Raw genomic sequence first — 17246 nt, 5'->3', positions numbered from 1 at the left:
TCACAGCCCCCTTCGCCCGTCCAAGCTGACATCTGTGGGTATGCTGACGAAATCTTCAGCGATGAACGGATTCATCTCTGCCAGGCAATCGAAGCGTTGCGCATGGGTGGACCGGAAATGCTCGATCTCCAACACCTTGTCGCGAGCGACCAAAGCCGCTTTCAGAGCCAAGATGCAGATTTCACAAAGCTCGCCGAAGGCGTAATAGGAGGCGTGAAGCAATCTCTCGGCAAAGTCCCGTGTCTTCACGCTTTTGCCGAGCTCTAGCCCCATCCCCCGACAATAGCGCGCCAGAACCTTTATTGCCCGAGACGCATCGATGCCGGGATCGAGATCAGTCATGTGCACAACACTGTAACGGCGCTTGAACTGCTGGTCCGAGTTGAGGATTTCCGCGAACTCCGGGGTGCCGATCAGGATGGGGATGACCTGTCCTTTCTGAGGCTGCACCAGTGATTTCAATGCGTCTCGCATGGACTGGCGGTCCTTGGCGCCTGCGGCACGCACATGTTGGATTTCGTCCAAGACCAGAACTTGCGTCTGTAACCTCTCGATGTAGGCGGCAACGTATTGCCATATGTCCTCGGCGGAATCGCGAGCCTTTGGCGTCCAACCATATTCCAATGAAATCAGCATGCGGAGCTTGCGAAGGGTCACATCGTCCCGGAGCGGAACGAAAACATGGCCGCGCGGAGAATGACCTACGGCCGTTCTGTGTAGACCGAGGGTTTCGAGCGCATGCAGGACGCTCTTGGTTTTGCCGGTCCCGCTCCGGCCCAGAACAACGACGCCTCTGGCGTCGAAAGGGTGTCCAAGCTCTTTCGCTGCAAGGAACTCCCGAAGAGAACCTTCTATCTGACACGCGATGCGTTTCGCGTCAGCATTTTCGATGAAGATGTCGCGGCGCAGTGCCTGGACACTGCGATCGACGTCGCTCGGCTGAAGGGCGAGTGTCATAGATCACCTCCTTCCTGCCACCAGGTGGTGTCTTCGTCCGGATCTCCGTCATCGTCAGGAACATCAGTAGAGGGAGAAAGAGCTTCGACCGATGGTGCATCACTTTGTCCGACGTCAGGATCGCCTATGATGTAGCCGATCCCGTCAGTGGAGCGTTCCAGCCCCTCCAAGTCCGGCCCCTCGTTTTCGATGACCGAGAGCCCGAGGTAGAGCTCCTTTTCCAGGCGCTCCACGTCTTCTGCGGTGGTCTGTTGCGGCAGCACCCCCATGATCCGCATGGCTTCATTCGCCCGAGAGCGCATTGCCTGAAGCGCGTCCCATATGGTGTCGGCGGCAAGGGCCGCCTGCCCAGCGTAACGACGCCGCAGAATCCGCCCGACGGCAACCCATTCGTCGAGTTTCACCCCGTGAAAATTCTCGACACTGCATTCTACCTCGAGCCATTCCTTTCCGGTCCAGACGCTGATCGTGCCAAGGTCGTTGGGGTCCAGATAAAGCGTGACCTTCGTGTTCTGAGGTCGGCGTCGTAACACCTGGAGTGCGCGAGAATTGTAGGCGATCCCGGTCACCGAGATTCCTTTGGCTGTTACCTGGCGCTCTAGACATATTCCGAAAGCCCTCCGGCGCATGGAACGCGGCAACTGAGGGGGAATTCCGACAGTGCCGCTGAGCCGCTCTAATGCCGCCGCAGGCGTCTCTTGGAAGAGACCCAGATGAAGCGTGTTGTGATAAACGTCGACGACATATCGGATGAAGATCAATGCCAATTGATCGTCGGTCAGGACGGCAGCCTCCTCTGTCTGATAGTCACCACGCTCTTTCGGGTTAGAGAAAGTCCGTCCCGGGATGTATGGCATTGCCCGATGCGTGAAGGTGCGAAACACACGTTCTATGGTGCCACGCAACTGCGGCTCTCCCACGTTTGGATACGAATACGTCGCGTGAGATTCGGTGACCGCGCGCGTCGTCGGGCCAGCTCTGAATGCTGATCCTGTATCGCTTGCAACGCTCTCAAAGGGAAAGCCTTTCCAGCTGGATTGGGTTTCCGCAGCTGCGGCAAGGTCTGCTTTGTCACGTGTCGCCATTTCCAGCGCGCGAATGGCCGATGCAGAATTTTGCGACGATGCAACCACCAGACCGACGATGTACCTGGTGGCCACATCTATGACAACGTAAAGCCAGCGGCGCCCCCGCGGAAGCTTGTCGATGGTTTTTTGATCAAGGCCTTCACGCATTGGCCCATTTAAAATGATTGTGCGCGCATCGATTTCCCATTCGTCGACCAGGAAGCCCTGACCCGGTCGGCTGGGAAGGTCGGTCTTTCCAACCCCGAGATATCTACGCTTCGCGATCGCGCTGCCCTCGCGACCAGCGTCGACCTCCAAGCGATCGAACCGTCGTAGCCATTCCCAGAGTGCGGTCTTGCCTCGTGTCTGCAGAAGGGGGAGTCCGGCGGCGCCACGACGCTCGTTTTCGCACCTCACCGCGCGAATCGTGTTCTCAACAACCTCACGCCCCGTATGACGCTGGTTCAGCAGATACTCTCTCAGGTGCTGCTGAATGAAGAGGTAACTATCCTGATCAATGTCGAGCTTTGAGGCCTTACCGCGCCGATCGATAAGAGCATCCATCCGGCCTCCAGATTTTTTAACCGCGCGGTACCACCTCAAAATGCTAGTTGGGGATGCATCGAAGCCAAAGCCATTGCTGGTGGAACTGAAGTACTTGCTGCCATAAATCTCATGAAAAGCTTTCCACTCCTCAGCCGCGTAAGCCTTAATTTGAGGATAGTGTTCTGCAACCGAACGCGGTTTCAGGATAAGACCGCCTTCCATGTATCTTCGGTCGATTCCACAGAAGAAACACCATCGGTTGGAAACGAGTGTTTGGTTCGCTTTCGATAACGTCTGCAAGCACGCATAAAGGTCCGGCTGGGATTTCGCCTCGTCCACGCTTTTGGACAGCTTCTCGTAGTCCCACTCTGGTTGCTGCACGATCTCATGCAACGTCGGCCAGGTAAAACGCTCGACCGCGGCCGATCCGTCATCTCGTCGGAAAAACGCGTATTGATCGTCTGCTTCTTCGAAAAAATATGGGACCGAGTTGATATAGTAGCGTGTGACCCTATCGAAGTTCATCCGGATTGTCATTGCGGCCTCCGAACGATCGAGTGGAGGTTGATGCTTCCGCTGCTAGTCAAGCCCAAGCGCTGTTCAAAGATGGCACGGTACACAGCACGGAAACCCCGTGAGCCGGTACGACTGAGGATAATCAGATCAGCGATGGTCAGCTCCCCGTCGAGTTTTGCCACCGTCTCTTCGAGGCGAGCGTCCGCCTCAGCATCCGGGCATAGACAGAACCGCAGATAGGTCGCCGCATTCATGGCTTCAGTGCGTGAAAAGCACTGCTCTGTAACCAAGCGGACTTCGTCCACCAAGTCCGGTACCACGGCACGCTTAATCTGTTCCAGCTCGGCTAGAAAGCGACCGGATGCCAGGCGAGACGTTGGTTTGACAGCAACTGCAACTCTGCGTCCGGTCTTGTAGGTGATCAGCAGGTCGAAATAATGCCTGCCCTTAGTGCCGTCCGGCTTGCGAAACTTCACCGGACCGAATTGCTCATGGACTTGGCGAACTCTCGGATCGATCAACGTGACCACCAAGTTGCCGTGTTCAATTCCACTGTCCATGCCATAGATACGTGGGAAGCCGGTCTCAAGGTCGGGATACACGGCGAAGATTCTGCATGAAGATCGCGACCTTGGATTGATCCGACGCTGACCGCGGTAAGCAAGCACGGGGCAATCTTCGCGAATGACTTCCCCCGTTAGATCATCGGGAAACGCTTCTGTGGGGCCATAGGCCCTGCGGAAGGCTTCAGGCATCCCGGATAGGTCGCGACCTACCGGCGTGACCGGGGCGTATAGACTGCGTTCGATTGGCATATTCATGGCAAAGCATCCCTGTTTCCGGGCCGTTCGGCACCGGATTGCGAGGACACGCAGGAGCAAGCCGCTCACGCGTGCCTGTTGACTTTTCGCTGGTGTGGTGGGATGAAAGAGGTGCTTAAACCTACCAAGGGCTCTGCACGCTTCGCGCTGCGGGGCCTTTGTTCTTTCATCGAGATCGATGGTTTAGGTCATTGAGGCTTCTCCTTCGGGTTGGGTGAGAAGCGAAGCCAGTTCCTCGGGGTCCTCGCCAAGCAGGCGCGCGATTTCAGTTATGACCGGAAGGCTCTTCCGGTGACCGCCAATGACCAGGCTGATCGTAGAAGGATTGCGCCCGAGATGGGCCGCAAGTTCTTTGATCGTAAAGCCTGCCTCTATCCGCAGACGACATTTGATGATCTCGGCTGCGCCGTGGATTTTCATGTGCGAACCTTGGGCAATTCTAATTGACGGATGCCCGAATCATGTGGGTTCGCGATTCGCAAGTCAACTGGGGGAGCGAATCATTCCTGTTTGTTTTCAATGGGATGTCTAAAGTCATTTTGACATTTAACATGTCGACAGGGTGAAAGAAGAACTTGCTTGGCCGATCCGCGACATTCGATGAAAAATCGAGCACCACCGACCAGGCGTGACATTGACCGCTTCATGTCGAGAAGGTGGTCGCGGACATTTGCGCTGTTGTCGCCCAGCCCGCCATGCTGCGCGTAAGCCATGATGCCACCTAGCTGATCGGGAGACCTGGGCGTCCGGCTCCACAAACGGGGCAACGGCGCTGGAAAATATCAGACCCGTTTGCCCCGTACCGATGGTCGCAGCTTTGGCACCTCAAGATATAGGTGACCTGATTGTGGTCGTTTCCCGGCAGGTCGGTGCGCGTCACGACCTCCTGCAGGTTGCGATTAATGAAGCCAGGCTCTGTCGTTTTGCCCTCGGAAGCGGTGCGCTTCTTGCGTGGTGCGCTCTTGGTCTTCTGTGGCGGCCAAGATGCTCCCAAAATCCACCCCTCGACTAGCCCCGTAGCCGCAATCGGCTCAGGCTCCGGAGCCGTCAGCGCATTAATGATCTCGCCGCGCTGATCAGCCTCCTGTAGCCAGCGTGCGATCACATAGGCATCATGCTGGTCCGGGCTTCGATCATCCTTGGGGTAAGCGGAGCTCCAAAGCCTCGGGTAGGTCTCGGCGATCACTGACGTGCCCGCAGTCGGGGTCCATCCATCGAAGGGCCATAAGTGTAACTCGGGGCGCGCAGCCCGGATGTGCTTCAGCCAAGGAATGCCAGCATGGGTCGACTTGGCGACAGAGCCCTGCACATCGAAGTGGAACACCGATTTGGCCGAACCGGTCGCTTCTTCCGTCAGTCGGCGCCAGCGCCGTTCACCTGTTCTGGCGCCACCATTACCGACATTCCCGTGCCGCACGAAATCGACATAGGTGTAAGGTTGATCGGTGGGCCAATGCTGGCAGAAATCGTCGAGAAAGGTTGGCCAATCCGGCTCCAATCCATGGCGTTCGAAGTAGCGCATTGGGAAAGAGAAAGCGTGATCGATGCCGACGATCGTCGGACGAGCACCATCAAGCTCTTGCTGTAGCCACTCCGCCAGCCCTCTTCTGGTCCAGTATTTCTTGGGACCCGGTGGAGGCAAGACTTCGCACGCCTCGCTGTCGCCGAAGGTTTCATAGACCCTCAAGCCCTTCAGGCTAGCCTCGGCGGTCTCAGCGCCCGAATAATCAATACCGATCGTGCGAGCGAATATGCGGTGGCTTTGCGTCATTGAAAACTGGCCTGGAAGTTGGTGGCGGTAAGTGTGACATGCGCGTCAAGCGGCGGCCTCAGCTCAAAGGCCTGAGGGGCGCGTGCGAAATCGTAGAGACGGAACAGATACCAGTCGTCGCGGCGCTCGGCGGCGACCTCCAGCTCGTTCCGTGAGATATGAAATGGTGTGCGCTCCCATCCATTGGTCGTCTTTACCTCGATCAGACGTTCGCGCCCCTCCGGGGTAAAGCTCGCGATATCATAGCCTGCGCCGTCGCCATCCTCCTTTGAGACCCAGCGAACACGCTGGGCCAGGTCGTCCCGATCATGCTGTTTGAGCATCTGGCGCTCGTGATGGAAGACACGCTCTTCGCCCGCATGCCCCAAAGCCCGATTGCGCTCGTCGCGTCCTGCAACATCAAAGTGCCGCGCGACCCGCTGCATCTGTTCCAACTCTGCAGGTGGCGGTGCATTTCGCAGTGTAGGTGCCGCCCCGACGAAGAGCGATGGTGGCTCTGCCAGCGCGGCTGCTTCCTTACGGTGAAGGGCAAGTTCCCACTCAGGATGACGCGCCAACCAACGCGAGGCCGCCTCTGCGAGCGATATCTGAAAATTGAACCGCGGACGGTAGCCCTTGATGATCGGTAGGCCCAGCCCGACAAACGCGGCCGAGACATTGCAGAGCTTGAACTCGATCGAGCCGCGGTTCCGCCCCGTCTGCTCTTGTAGCACACGGTTCTCCGCCGCCTTGTTGTAGCTTCGTCCCGAGAGTTCATCACTGAGCATCTCGAAATAAGATGCCACGACCGCGTCGTTCTCTGTGTCGGACCAATTAGAGGCATTCATGTGGCTAGATTAGGCTGTGCCAAAGGGATTGTCATTGGTCATCCCTGCAGCGGTAGGTGTGGCTGATCGAATGATGGCCAAAGCTTCACATAACATTGGAGGATCTCGAACGATCTTCGCTTCGCCCTATCGCATTTCAAACAGGCGGCAAAATCGGAGGTTGGCACTATGGTTGATGCGACCGCTGCGCGGCAGGAAACAGACGCGGCATGCGGGGGCGCTGCTCGCGTGGTGAGCAACGCGTCCGGCCCTTTTGTATGTACCGGCTGCTGTTCGCAAATGATTTCTGGCATGATCTCGGAAGTCGCTCATATGTATCCGGCCTGTTAATCGACACGCGGGTCGTGGCCTTGTTGGGGTTACGCACGCGCCGTGATCTAATTAGCGGCAAGGTCCATCATGACCGTTAGGGCCGTCAGATTCTGGGGGCGTATTTGTTCCGTTCCATGCTTTCGATATGTCGCGAACTCCTTTGGGTCACCCCGGCTCAGATGCCGGCAGTGACCTCGTCTCTCGGTGCGTCGAATGCGGTTCTATGTCTGAGGATACTCCATGCCATGCGAGCAAGTTTGTTTGCCAGCGCCACGGCCAGCTTGTTCCTGTTCATTCTTTCCGATGCCCGGGTCAGCCAATCACCAAAGCTGAAGTCAGGCCATCGATTGGCCCGCATGAGGATGACCTTGGCAGCCTGAACGAAGAGCATCCTCAGGTATCGACTGCCACGTTTGGAAATGCGGCCGAGCACCGTTCGCCCGCCCGTGCTGTATTGTCTGGGAACCAGGCCGACCCATGCGGCGAAATCCCGTCCACGACCAAATGCTTCTCCCGTGCCAATCGCGGCAACCATGGCCGTCGAGATCATCGGTCCAATACCGGGAATGGTCATGACGTTGATGCAATTCTCCTCGGTGCGGCTGATCTGCTCGATCTCTTTCGAGACCGCGTCGATCCGATCATCCAGCCAGAGCCAATCGCCATACAAGCCGATCAGGATGGCCCGCATGCGCGGCGATATCTCGTCTTTGCGCTCCTCGAGGATCACCTTGAAGGAGTTCTTCAAAGCCCGAAGCCCTTTGCGCACCGTGATGCCTTGCTCGATCAGGAAGGCGCGGATCTGGTTGATGGTCGCGGTCCGGCGCGACACCAGACGCGAGCGCACCCGGTGAAGGGCCTGCAGGTCGAGCTGGTCTTGGCTCTTCTCCGGCACGATCGGCAAGTTCGGGCGCAGCGCCGCTTCTGCGATGGCCTCTGCATCATTGTAGTCGTTCTTCTGCCCCTTGATGAAAGGCTTCACATAAATCGCGGGGATGATGCGCGGCTCGAAACCAAGCTGGCGCAGGGTCCGACTGACGAAATGGGCGCTCAGGCAAGCCTCCATCCCGACGACGCATCGTGGCAGCTTCTCGAATGTCGCAACCAACGCCAATCGCTTGATCTGCTTGCGCAACACCAATTGGCCATCCCGGTCAAACCCGACGAGGTGGAATGTATCCTTGCCAATGTCGATCCCGATGGACATCAGCTGATCGAAGGTCTTCTTCTCCATGCTACTTCTCCAACTTGCAGACATAGGCACAGCCTAACCTGCTGGGGGAAGCAGCCGGTACATCCCATTAGCTGCCGTTCATCCAGCTTCGTCTGTCGCTATATCGATCGCAGAATCAGACATTCACTGCCTATGTGAAAAGCCGAACGAGGCGCTCGAGAATGAGCCGCCCCAGCGTACGAAACTTTATCAGGATCGGCCTCGCTTCGCGCGTCGCCCGGTCCCTTGCGCGAAATGGGGTCTCTCGGTTTTATAGAGCCTGTTAATGACGTGAGGCTCTTGGCATAACCAATGGAAAATCAAGAATGGACACTACACCCAAGGTGACCGCCGAAGGCATTGCCGGTGGGCTGGAGATCTTTCGTACAATTCTCGCCGCTCGAAGTTCGGGGGGCGACGGTTTCACCGATTTCAATTCGGGGCTCATCGACCATGAAGAGGGCTACAAGGTGCGAAACCATGAGATCGCTCGCGGGCGCCTTGGTCTATCCGACTGGGAAGACCTGGCACCCGGATCGGGGACGATAACCGCCCGTGTGATCGATGCGATCGAGATCCAAGAGGACAAGGGTCTCGGGATCGAGCAGAACAATTTGCTTGTCTGGTGGCCTCCGGCGGTGTCCCACCGAGCGCTCATCGATATCCGTTCGGAGGGTGGTGGACGGCGTTTGGAATTTGAGCGCCTCCTGCGCGATCTCTACTTGGATCGTCGAGACGAGTCTCGGATTTTTACCGACCTCTCGGACGGAGGCATGCTGGGCAGGAACTATCCGCTCTTGGGATACCTCTTTTTTCTCAAAGATATAAACCGCTTCGTTCCGGTTGCCCCGGGTGGGCTTCAGGCAGGTCTTGTAGAGATCGGCGCAGAACTCAAACTGAAGGGGCGCGCTTCTTGGGATAACTACCAAGCGTTCATTGCCCATCTTTTGGCCATCCGCGAAGAGCTCACCCGTCAGACGGGTACAGACGTCCGCCTGATCGACGCTCACAGCTTTGTCTGGGTAATCGGCTCCTGGAACCGGCCGGATGAGGACGGACGCATTGCGCACCGGGGCGGGGCGCTAGTTACCGCGGCCCGGGACAAGGCCCATCGTCGCATAGTCTCAACCATCTTGGACACCGTGAAGACCTCGCGTGGTCAACTCGAACTCCGACGCGTGAAGGACAAGATGACCGATATGACTCCCTCCGAGCTTGAGGCACGTATTGCCGAGCTGATGGAAAGGGGACGGACCTGCGCGCTCACGGGCTGCCAAATGCTCTACGACGGAGAGCCGAGGACCCCTTTCGAGAAACACTTTCTCGTCTCTGCCGATCGGATAGATTCCGACCTGGGCTACCTGCGCGGAAACATCCAGCTGATCTGCCAATTCGCGAACTTCTTCAAAAGTCACCGCTACTCTGATCCGGTCTTTCGCCAACTCCTCGAAAGCATCCGCAGTGTTTCACCGCCCGAGGGCATGGACGACCCGTAGACGGCCCCCAGGAGCGCCACCTGCGTGCAAGGGATCTGCGACAGTCCTTCGCTCCCGGCCCAGACCTGCCTTTCACAATGGCAGCCAACGCTGCACCGCAGCTTCACCGAATCCGCCATTCGTGCATGCCGCAGCATTTTGAGCGGTCAGAGGTCGATACTGCGGACTACCGTTCGCGGCATCGCGCAGAAACCCTTCGCAGTATCGGTAACGCTCACCTGGATCGCGAAAAGCGGCTTGATGGTGATGCGCAATGTCAGTCACAGCGAAGTTGCGAATGTCTCCGCTCATGTGGCGCGCGGCGTGCAGGACCTGACACACGCCGTCGGGCAGAAGGCGCGATTTTCCGGTTATCAATGGCTCTTACAATCAATGCCGCCGCCCCTCATTGAGGGAAGACAAAACGCCTTGGCATGAAAGCGACAGGCTGCATAAGTGACTTGATAGATCGGCACGTAAGCGCGACAAGTCCAAATAGAGCGTTGGTTGCGCGAGGCGAGGTTGCAGATCAGTGACACATCAAACAAAGGATCACCAATGCCGTTCGACCAGCACATTGCTTATATAAATCGCCTTATTGAAGATCGCCCCATTAATGACGAATTTACGCTGAGTGAACTGTTTCAACGTGGATGGCCTGAGGGAGTAGTTGAAAACCAGCATAATGCTCTCGGTTCATGGTTCCGTCGCAAAGTAAGAGAAGGGCAAATTCTTCGCGTTGACGACATTGATATTCCGACAGGTAGAGTTCACAACATTCATTATCGGCGTGTAGAAGAGGGCAGCGGGCAGGCCTGGGTGCGCATGAGTCTGCCACATGATACTTGGGTTTGGATTGATCAGCAAAGGGGGGAGCAAGACCGGACGAGTTACCTTCAACGCCTAATCGAAGAGGCGCGAGCCCGATGATCAATCCGTGCTGCAAGTCATTTCAGCCTTAACGAGTCCAGTTAACTGAAAATGTGTAGACTATTACTGGAATAGACGAGTCTTCAGAGTGACAGAATGACCATCCGTGACAAACTTGTTTTGGCTCTCAATGAAGCTGAAGAGCAAGTGGCTGAGGAGCGCCATAGAATAAGTGAATTGATTAGGGGTAAAGACGAGCCGCTGGCCCGTCAGATATGGGACGAGGAAAGAAGCCAAATCCTATGCTACTATGAAGAGGAGGTTGAAGTCGCTGAAAGCAGGTTGGTTTTGCACGACGCTGACACTTTCCATCTCCCCAAGCCCTCCTACAGCGACAAGCACGCTTGGGACGTATCAAGATTGAGCAATAGTCAGTATTTGATTTCGGACGAGCGTCGGAAACTTCGCCGTGCACTGCTTGAAGAGAGAAGGCGAGAGGACGACGTTAGGAGTGCTAGAGGCAACCAGAAGATCGCGATCGGAGGGCTTATAATCGCTGGCATTGCTCTCGTCCCGGCTATCTTGGACTTGCTCAAGGGCTAGCTTCTTAAGATTCTGCAAAATGCACGAATGACCGATCTGTCGCATCCGCAGCGCAGCGTGAGATAGCATAGATGGCGGGACATTTTTCTGCGTCCGCAAACTCCTCCGCCAAACTTCGGTTGGCCCGAATGTCGTTGAAGGGCTCGGAGCGGACCTGCGGCGGTGCGGCGTGCTGGCCACCCAGGTGAGTGGGGCTGCCCGACAGATACGGCCCTCTGCTGGCATTGGCAAAGATCACCGTTGCCGCGGTGCAACTTTCCCAAACCGGCCATCGGCGGCATTGTGCAGCATGATCTGGCAGGCCAAGGTCAGCAGAGCCGGGCTCTTCTGACCAGGTCAGGTGACGCTAACACCAAATACTTGCACTTTACGTGGCAATCAAACCGCTTGTCATATTGTGATTGGGCATGTTCGAGCGTTAAGAGTACGGGACCGGGAGCGGCCAAATTTAACAAGCGAGGACGTATGGAGGACCGTAGCAGGCGGGAAGAAGCGCGTAGCAGATACTTGGCGTTTGAAGAATTAGTCGCAGATATATTCCGAGCGAACAACTTCGAGGTAGAACGTAACCTACTAGTTAAAACTGGGTCCTCGCAGATAGAGGTTGACCTATTGGTCACTTGGAGCGGCAACGTGAATACAGTTGTCGAGGTGAAGCTCTATCGGGGACGCTACCGGCATCTGCCAAATGCCAAGCAGGCGATCGCGCAGGTCCTAAACGCTCAAGCTGCTTGTAAAGCTGACCATGCGATGATCGTGACCAATCTCTATCGAGAAAATATATCATCCACATTGGAACTCGATGCAGATGTTACACTGCTCGGAATCGAGGACCTCTTGGCGCTTGCTCCAGATCCTGAATTGCGTGAGCGGATCAGCCAAATGGACGATGAATTGTCGTCTGCCCTAGGTGATTTTGATGCTTCCGGCATATCTGCAAGGAGGGCAAAGAACACCACAATTACTCTATCGCTAGCGAAGAAGTCGCAGGGAGGAGGTCCGAAGTCAGTCCCTCAAGCGTCGACCCGCGGCGCTGACTTGAAGCGCGAACTATTCGAAATCGAAACCGGTAAAACTCACATGCAAACCCTTGCTTCGGGCCGTAAAGGTGTAAACTGGCGTTTGTTTGAAGATGTTTGCTACGAAGCGCTGCAGTACGTTTTCGATGGCGTTTTGGGTAACTGGGATAAGCAGAAACCTGTCGCTGGTGATGATAGCAGATTTGACGCCATTTCGAAAATACAAGGAGGCGACGTTTTTTGTCGCACGTTGATTGAGCATTTCGGCAGTCGGCATATTCTTTTTGAGTTCAAGAACTACAAAGATCCTGTCGGTGCAAACTTAATCCACATTACTGAGAAGTATCTTTACCCAAAGGCTCTCCGTGGTGTTGCGGTGATCATTTCACCTCAAGGCTTTGACGAACCGGCGAGACGCGCTTCACACGGAGCGCTTCGCGACACAGGAAAATTGGTTCTCGATTTAAGCCGAAACCAGCTTGGGAGACTCCTCGACGAAAAAGACAATGCCCAGCCGCCGGGGGAGATAATGGAAACATTGCTCGATACCCACTTGCTAGCAATTGGGAGATAGTCAATGGGACTTGGAGGGCAACAAATTAGCACCGCCCTCTCACGGTCTGCCAGCTCGAACTCCGGGCCGATCCCAAGCGAATACAACGGCTCGCATGAATGTTGGCTGCGGGCTGGAACCGGTCTTGCGGCAGCGCGGCGTGCTGGACGCCCAGGTCAGCGGTCTGCCCGGCAGGGGCGGCCCTTTGCTGCCATTGGGTACGGTGTTCCGGCTTTACGTCGCGGCCCATCAAAGCAGCCATTCATAAGAATAATGACTTCCACGTTGTGGTAAGGTCGGCCCCGACGGTTGAATCGACGCCACCCAACGGCCACATGTTGTAGGTGCTCGTTGGTGCTGAACGATATAGGGGAACGCTGAATGATTGAGTACGCTCAGTACTTGTTGCTGACAAATCCGAAACCCAAGAACTGTTTCCACTGACCCTCTAAGAACCGACGACCAAGTGCTAAGAGTATGCTGCGTGCGTGGCCTCAAGGCCGACCTTCGCGGAAAACGAAAATGCGTATATGTCAACTCCCTGCGAGGGTATTGTGTCTAAAGACGATGATGATCTCTTAAAGCTGATCTCTGATTTTATAAAAGGAAAATCAGGCCCGCCTGAAGCAACAATGGCGAGCTTAAATCTTGGCGAGAATTTCAGCCTAGAAAATTTCGCAGGTTCTCCCCTCAGCAAAACATTTGGGGATTTCTCAAAAGAATACAAAGCAATCTTTAGGGCACTAAAAAAATATGGTCGTGTAAATTGCTTGCGCATTATTGGCGCCATGATGACCATACCCGAGTTGCAGGCCAATCATTATCGTTTGGAAGTCCTTATCCACTTAGCGTTCCTTCATGCAGAAGGAAAATCTCGTCCTACGCCCACGAATGTAACAGCTTGGTTTAACGCACTCGATAAGGGGACGTGCGGGCGGCAAGAGGACGCCACCGAAGATGTATTTGTTGCACCTGTCACATTTGAAGGGCAGCAATATAGACTGTTTGAGGGAAGTGCAGAAGGCAATCGCTTCCACACTCAACTGTTCTTAACGATCTTACAGGACATGCCGAATGGCGGACCTTACACCATGATGAAGAATGGTGTTCGCTCGATCCTCACACTATCCGAGCTGATCGCAGAACGATTTGGTGTCCCGCCATACTATGTAGGGAGCACAACACCGAGATCAGGGATTGGCAAACCTTCACCAGAGGCGTGGCGAGAGTTACGCCAAAGGGTCGTCTTCTCGCAGAGTGCACTTGGAGCCCATGCGATTGATCTGTCAACCCTTGAGCCCTTTTTCATTCAGAAAGATCACGCGAAAGGTCTGCTAGACCATATGCCTGGTCATAGCCCATTGGATTGGCATCCTCTCATCCTGCATAAGGATGAACTGGTCGTTTTCCACCCAACGATGATCGGCACGGCGATCCGCCACATGATGATAACGATATGTCAGAGGATGGACATGGAAAGAGAACTGCACGGAGCGCTTGCCAATGCGTATGTGCAACTCTTTGCCAATAAGGGCTTGCTCAAGAAAAACCCTCCGCCACTTCAGATGCAGTATTGTGGCCCGTTCCATGCCGCACAACTCGTGCAGGAGCTGGATAAAGGGCGATACCTACACCTCTTGTTCTTTGTTGATGGATTTGAGGGCTTCACAGAAGAAACATTTATCGGCACGAACCCAGTAGACCCGATTTCGGACTATGTAGGGAAATCAATAGAGGAAGCGCATAAGAAATGCGTTGAGGCGTCTGACTTCCGCGAGGGCTTGACGCTTGTTATTCCATGCGGCTGGGGTCGATACGTAGGATTTCGACCACCTGGACTCCCTCACAACTGGCGCATTGATTTGATGCCCCCTCATGATGCTCTTGCTTTTCATGACATGCCTAAATTCAAGACGACTGACTTATTCAAGATATTGGATGCTCAAGACGCCGTGTCAGAACAGAATATCATCCTGATCAATGTAAACGGCATTTTTAATTTGTGGGCGTGGATGATGAATAACGATGGACACATCGTCCAACATGAGAAGTTGGAGCATGATTTTGTTGCTGCGGACCGTCCTGGAATGATGCATATCCCAACAAATAGCTTGTTGGATGCGCGGATTGAATCCTATCTAGCGTCTGACATTCGGACCTTGCAACGTCCCAATGGTACATTTGCAGAAGCGCAACGCGCACATGCTACGCCACGATACGGTACGCGATCTCTATCGCCATTTTATGTTGACGTGACTGGCTATCGCGACGGGGAATATCGAAATGTCTATCTTGGTGAAAAGGGGAAATATTGGATAAGCGTGAGCACCAAAGATGACTTGGACCGTCACAGCGCTTATCAACTGCTTTCTTTGACCATGCATTGGGCCGAGAAAGTTTTTCGCATGATTGATGCACAAGATGAGACGCCGCAGGGTGTTCAGATGTCTCACCATGTCGCTTTTGGCGACGATGAGATCGCGATTGATGGGACCCTACCAAGACCAACCGATGAAGAAATTGTTTCCCTGATTGAGCGACGCTCGGGCACTCAATCCGAGGGTGTGGACGTTGTCATCGATGTCAAGAGGGGCTTCATGTCGGCAGGTCGTCGTGCGGACAATTTCGGAGAGCGCCAACTTGTTGGGGCACTGATCAACGCCTGTGTTGAGGCGCAAGGGCGCGAGCTGAATGCCGATGAGCTCGAAACACTGATTTGGTCAGTGGTGAAGTCAGAGAAAGCGCGGCACTTACACGCCTTCGCTGAACCAGATTTACGCGACTATGTTCGTGATCATTTGCCGTCGCCTTTGGTCGTTGAACAGCTAGACGATGCCTTCACACGGATTGGACTAGGATGGTCGTGTCGCGACCGCTCGGACGGTCACAAAATTGAAGGCAAAGGCCCGTGTGCCGCTTATCTAACTCAGTTGCTTGATGTGCTTGCTACTCGGTTCAAGGAACAGGTGGCAAACTTTGATCGTGAAGCTTTGCTTGGGCGCGCATTGCTAAATCACGAGTCATGTTCGCACGAAAGCGACGTGTGGAAGCGCACTTTTGGTGCGGTCGAGGCACTGAGTGATACAGATGATTTTGCGGTTCAAGATGCGTCCGAAGAAATCGGACGCCTGTTTGCTGGGAGCATGGCCTCAAGGATCATCGCTGAGGCTGCCATATGCGAAGCCCCTTTGTATAAAGGCTTCGAACCTGGTGATATGGACATCAACAGACTGCTTGCTGATGCCTCACAAATACATCATCTGGGCGGATACCGCGCCGCTATACTGGCGGGCATTATGCCGCCAGAGATTGTGATCTCACCCGCTGGTGAAGTCATGATGGACCACGGGTTCAGTGACTCCGTGATAAGACCGTTTGGTCAGCATTTTACCGCACACTCCCTCGCAGGAGAGAAGAGAAAATACGCCTCTCGCTACGAATCCAAGGAAGTAAGCCAAAGACCGCCCGATCTTTCCGAGAAAGAACAGAAAGATAAGGATGCCTTTGAGAGCGCTTGGCTTGATGAGTTCGGCTTCAGCGCCGAAGATTTTCTCAGATTTATCGGCGGTTTTTGGATGATCCTGCAGACAGATCGCGAGCCGATCGTCAAAGAGGCACGCTCAGCTCTTGTCAAACGGATCGGGAAGGACATCGAACTTGACGATGAAAAAATCGGTAAATGTCTCGATAGCTTTACGCTTCAACCGCGTCCATCATGGACTGACGTGTCAGACGGTTATCCTGACCACGCTTGGCATCCGTGGCGATTTCAACGACAACTGTCATTGGTGACGAAACCCATTATCCAGTTGAATGATGAAGAAGACCCAGTGCTGATGATCGCTCCCGCAATGTGCGTCCAGCACTTGGAACGGTTCTATGCGAATACGCTTCAAGGCGCATTTTCGCATGACATGTTCAGAACGAACGGGAAGCTTTATAAGTTGATGGACGCAATCAATGGTGAGATGGGAGAAGAGTTCAATAGCATTGTAGCGAAGAAGTTCGGTGAGATCGGCTGGGAAGCCAAGCCTAATCAATCGGATGGTCAAATCTTCAACAGACCGAAATCACAGACATTTGGTGATGTTGATGTGTTGGCATGGAATAAGGCGAGTAAGCGCCTTCTCATCATAGAATGCAAAGATTTGTCTTTTGATAAGACAATCGGCGAAGTCGCAAATCGGTTATCGAAGTATCAAGGCATCATCAAGAGTAACGGCAAGCCAGACGACCTCAAAAAGCACTTGAACAGATGTGAAGAGATTGAGGCGAATCTCGACAAGGTGGGCGACTATGTTGGCATGGAGATTGAGACAGTGGAGCGTGTCTTATTGCTCAGCCAACCCACTCCTTTGATTTTTGCGGAATTGGCCGTTAAGCACTCCGTGGAAGTCATCACATTTACGGATATTGAAACGCGCTTCGAAGAGCCTTCAAAGGGTGAGTGATCTGACATAACGCCCTGAATAATATGTTCCGCCGGTTAATTGTTTGCCGCTCAATGTCTGCTCCCAACGTTTAAGTCCTAACCGTTGGCATCTGCAGCGAATGACCGGTTTCCGCCCTTTCCGCTAGACGTCCCATAGTCGCGACATGGATCGTGCTGCCCTGGTAATCGGCTTACTCGCGTCCGTAAGAGGATCGTTCAACGGACGGGCCTCATGTGGCCTCTAGCTATGCTGCAACTGCGCAA

General features: G+C 54.6%; 14 protein-coding genes. 6 read left to right on the top strand and 8 right to left on the bottom strand.

Annotated elements, in window-relative coordinates; translation table 11 throughout:
• From ACYBHZ_RS01255 to ACYBHZ_RS01220, 8 genes are all read right to left on the bottom strand, one after another.
• Positions 1-957, bottom strand: coding sequence for an ATP-binding protein (locus ACYBHZ_RS01255; RefSeq protein WP_460272365.1), 957 nt, complete (start codon positions 955-957; stop codon positions 1-3).
• Complete coding sequence (locus ACYBHZ_RS01250) at positions 954-3107, bottom strand: Mu transposase C-terminal domain-containing protein (RefSeq protein WP_460272364.1); 2154 nt, start codon at positions 3105-3107, stop codon at positions 954-956. The genes ACYBHZ_RS01255 and ACYBHZ_RS01250 overlap by 4 nt, the downstream gene beginning before the upstream one ends.
• On the bottom strand, positions 3104-3907 hold the full coding sequence (locus ACYBHZ_RS01245) for a TnsA endonuclease N-terminal domain-containing protein (protein WP_460272363.1): 804 nt from the start codon (positions 3905-3907) through the stop codon (positions 3104-3106). The genes ACYBHZ_RS01250 and ACYBHZ_RS01245 overlap by 4 nt, the downstream gene beginning before the upstream one ends.
• Positions 3908-4090: 183 nt before the next feature.
• Complete coding sequence (locus ACYBHZ_RS01240) at positions 4091-4327, bottom strand: helix-turn-helix domain-containing protein (protein ID WP_460272362.1); 237 nt, start codon at positions 4325-4327, stop codon at positions 4091-4093.
• 80 nt (positions 4328-4407) lie between these two features.
• Positions 4408-4620 (bottom strand): hypothetical protein, encoded by a 213-nt coding sequence (locus ACYBHZ_RS01235; protein WP_141244456.1) that lies wholly within the window; start codon positions 4618-4620, stop codon positions 4408-4410.
• Between the two features lie 8 nt (positions 4621-4628).
• A complete protein-coding gene (locus ACYBHZ_RS01230) occupies positions 4629-5678 on the bottom strand; it encodes a hypothetical protein (protein WP_460272361.1) in 1050 nt (349 codons plus the stop codon).
• Positions 5675-6505, bottom strand: a complete 831-nt coding sequence (locus ACYBHZ_RS01225; protein WP_460272360.1) for a protein NO VEIN domain-containing protein — start codon at positions 6503-6505, stop codon at positions 5675-5677. The genes ACYBHZ_RS01230 and ACYBHZ_RS01225 overlap by 4 nt, the downstream gene beginning before the upstream one ends.
• Before the next feature lie 487 nt (positions 6506-6992).
• Positions 6993-8051 carry an IS110 family RNA-guided transposase gene (locus tag ACYBHZ_RS01220; RefSeq protein ID WP_460272359.1) on the bottom strand — a complete coding sequence of 353 codons (1059 nt, stop codon included), beginning with the start codon at positions 8049-8051 and terminating at the stop codon, positions 6993-6995.
• A 305-nt stretch (positions 8052-8356) separates the two neighbouring features.
• Between ACYBHZ_RS01220 and ACYBHZ_RS01215 the strand changes: the two genes are divergently transcribed.
• From ACYBHZ_RS01215 to ACYBHZ_RS01190, 6 genes are all read left to right on the top strand, one after another.
• On the top strand, positions 8357-9526 hold the full coding sequence (locus ACYBHZ_RS01215) for a hypothetical protein (protein WP_460272358.1): 1170 nt from the start codon (positions 8357-8359) through the stop codon (positions 9524-9526).
• A 24-nt stretch (positions 9527-9550) separates the two neighbouring features.
• Entirely contained in the window at positions 9551-9943 is a 393-nt protein-coding gene (locus ACYBHZ_RS01210; RefSeq protein WP_460272357.1) for a hypothetical protein, read from the top strand.
• A 120-nt stretch (positions 9944-10063) separates the two neighbouring features.
• Positions 10064-10435 carry a hypothetical protein gene (locus ACYBHZ_RS01205; RefSeq protein ID WP_460272356.1) on the top strand — a complete coding sequence of 124 codons (372 nt, stop codon included), beginning with the start codon at positions 10064-10066 and terminating at the stop codon, positions 10433-10435.
• 96 nt (positions 10436-10531) lie between these two features.
• Positions 10532-10978 (top strand): hypothetical protein, encoded by a 447-nt coding sequence (locus ACYBHZ_RS01200; RefSeq protein WP_460272355.1) that lies wholly within the window; start codon positions 10532-10534, stop codon positions 10976-10978.
• 465 nt (positions 10979-11443) lie between these two features.
• Positions 11444-12571 carry a restriction endonuclease gene (locus ACYBHZ_RS01195; RefSeq protein ID WP_460272354.1) on the top strand — a complete coding sequence of 376 codons (1128 nt, stop codon included), beginning with the start codon at positions 11444-11446 and terminating at the stop codon, positions 12569-12571.
• 533 nt (positions 12572-13104) lie between these two features.
• On the top strand, positions 13105-17001 hold the full coding sequence (locus tag ACYBHZ_RS01190; RefSeq protein WP_460272353.1) for a hypothetical protein: 3897 nt from the start codon (positions 13105-13107) through the stop codon (positions 16999-17001).
• Positions 17002-17246 lie beyond the last annotated feature (245 nt).

It is taken from the genome of Celeribacter sp. ULVN23_4 (assembly GCF_054788345.1).
This window is presented reverse-complemented; position numbering and strand designations above follow the sequence as displayed.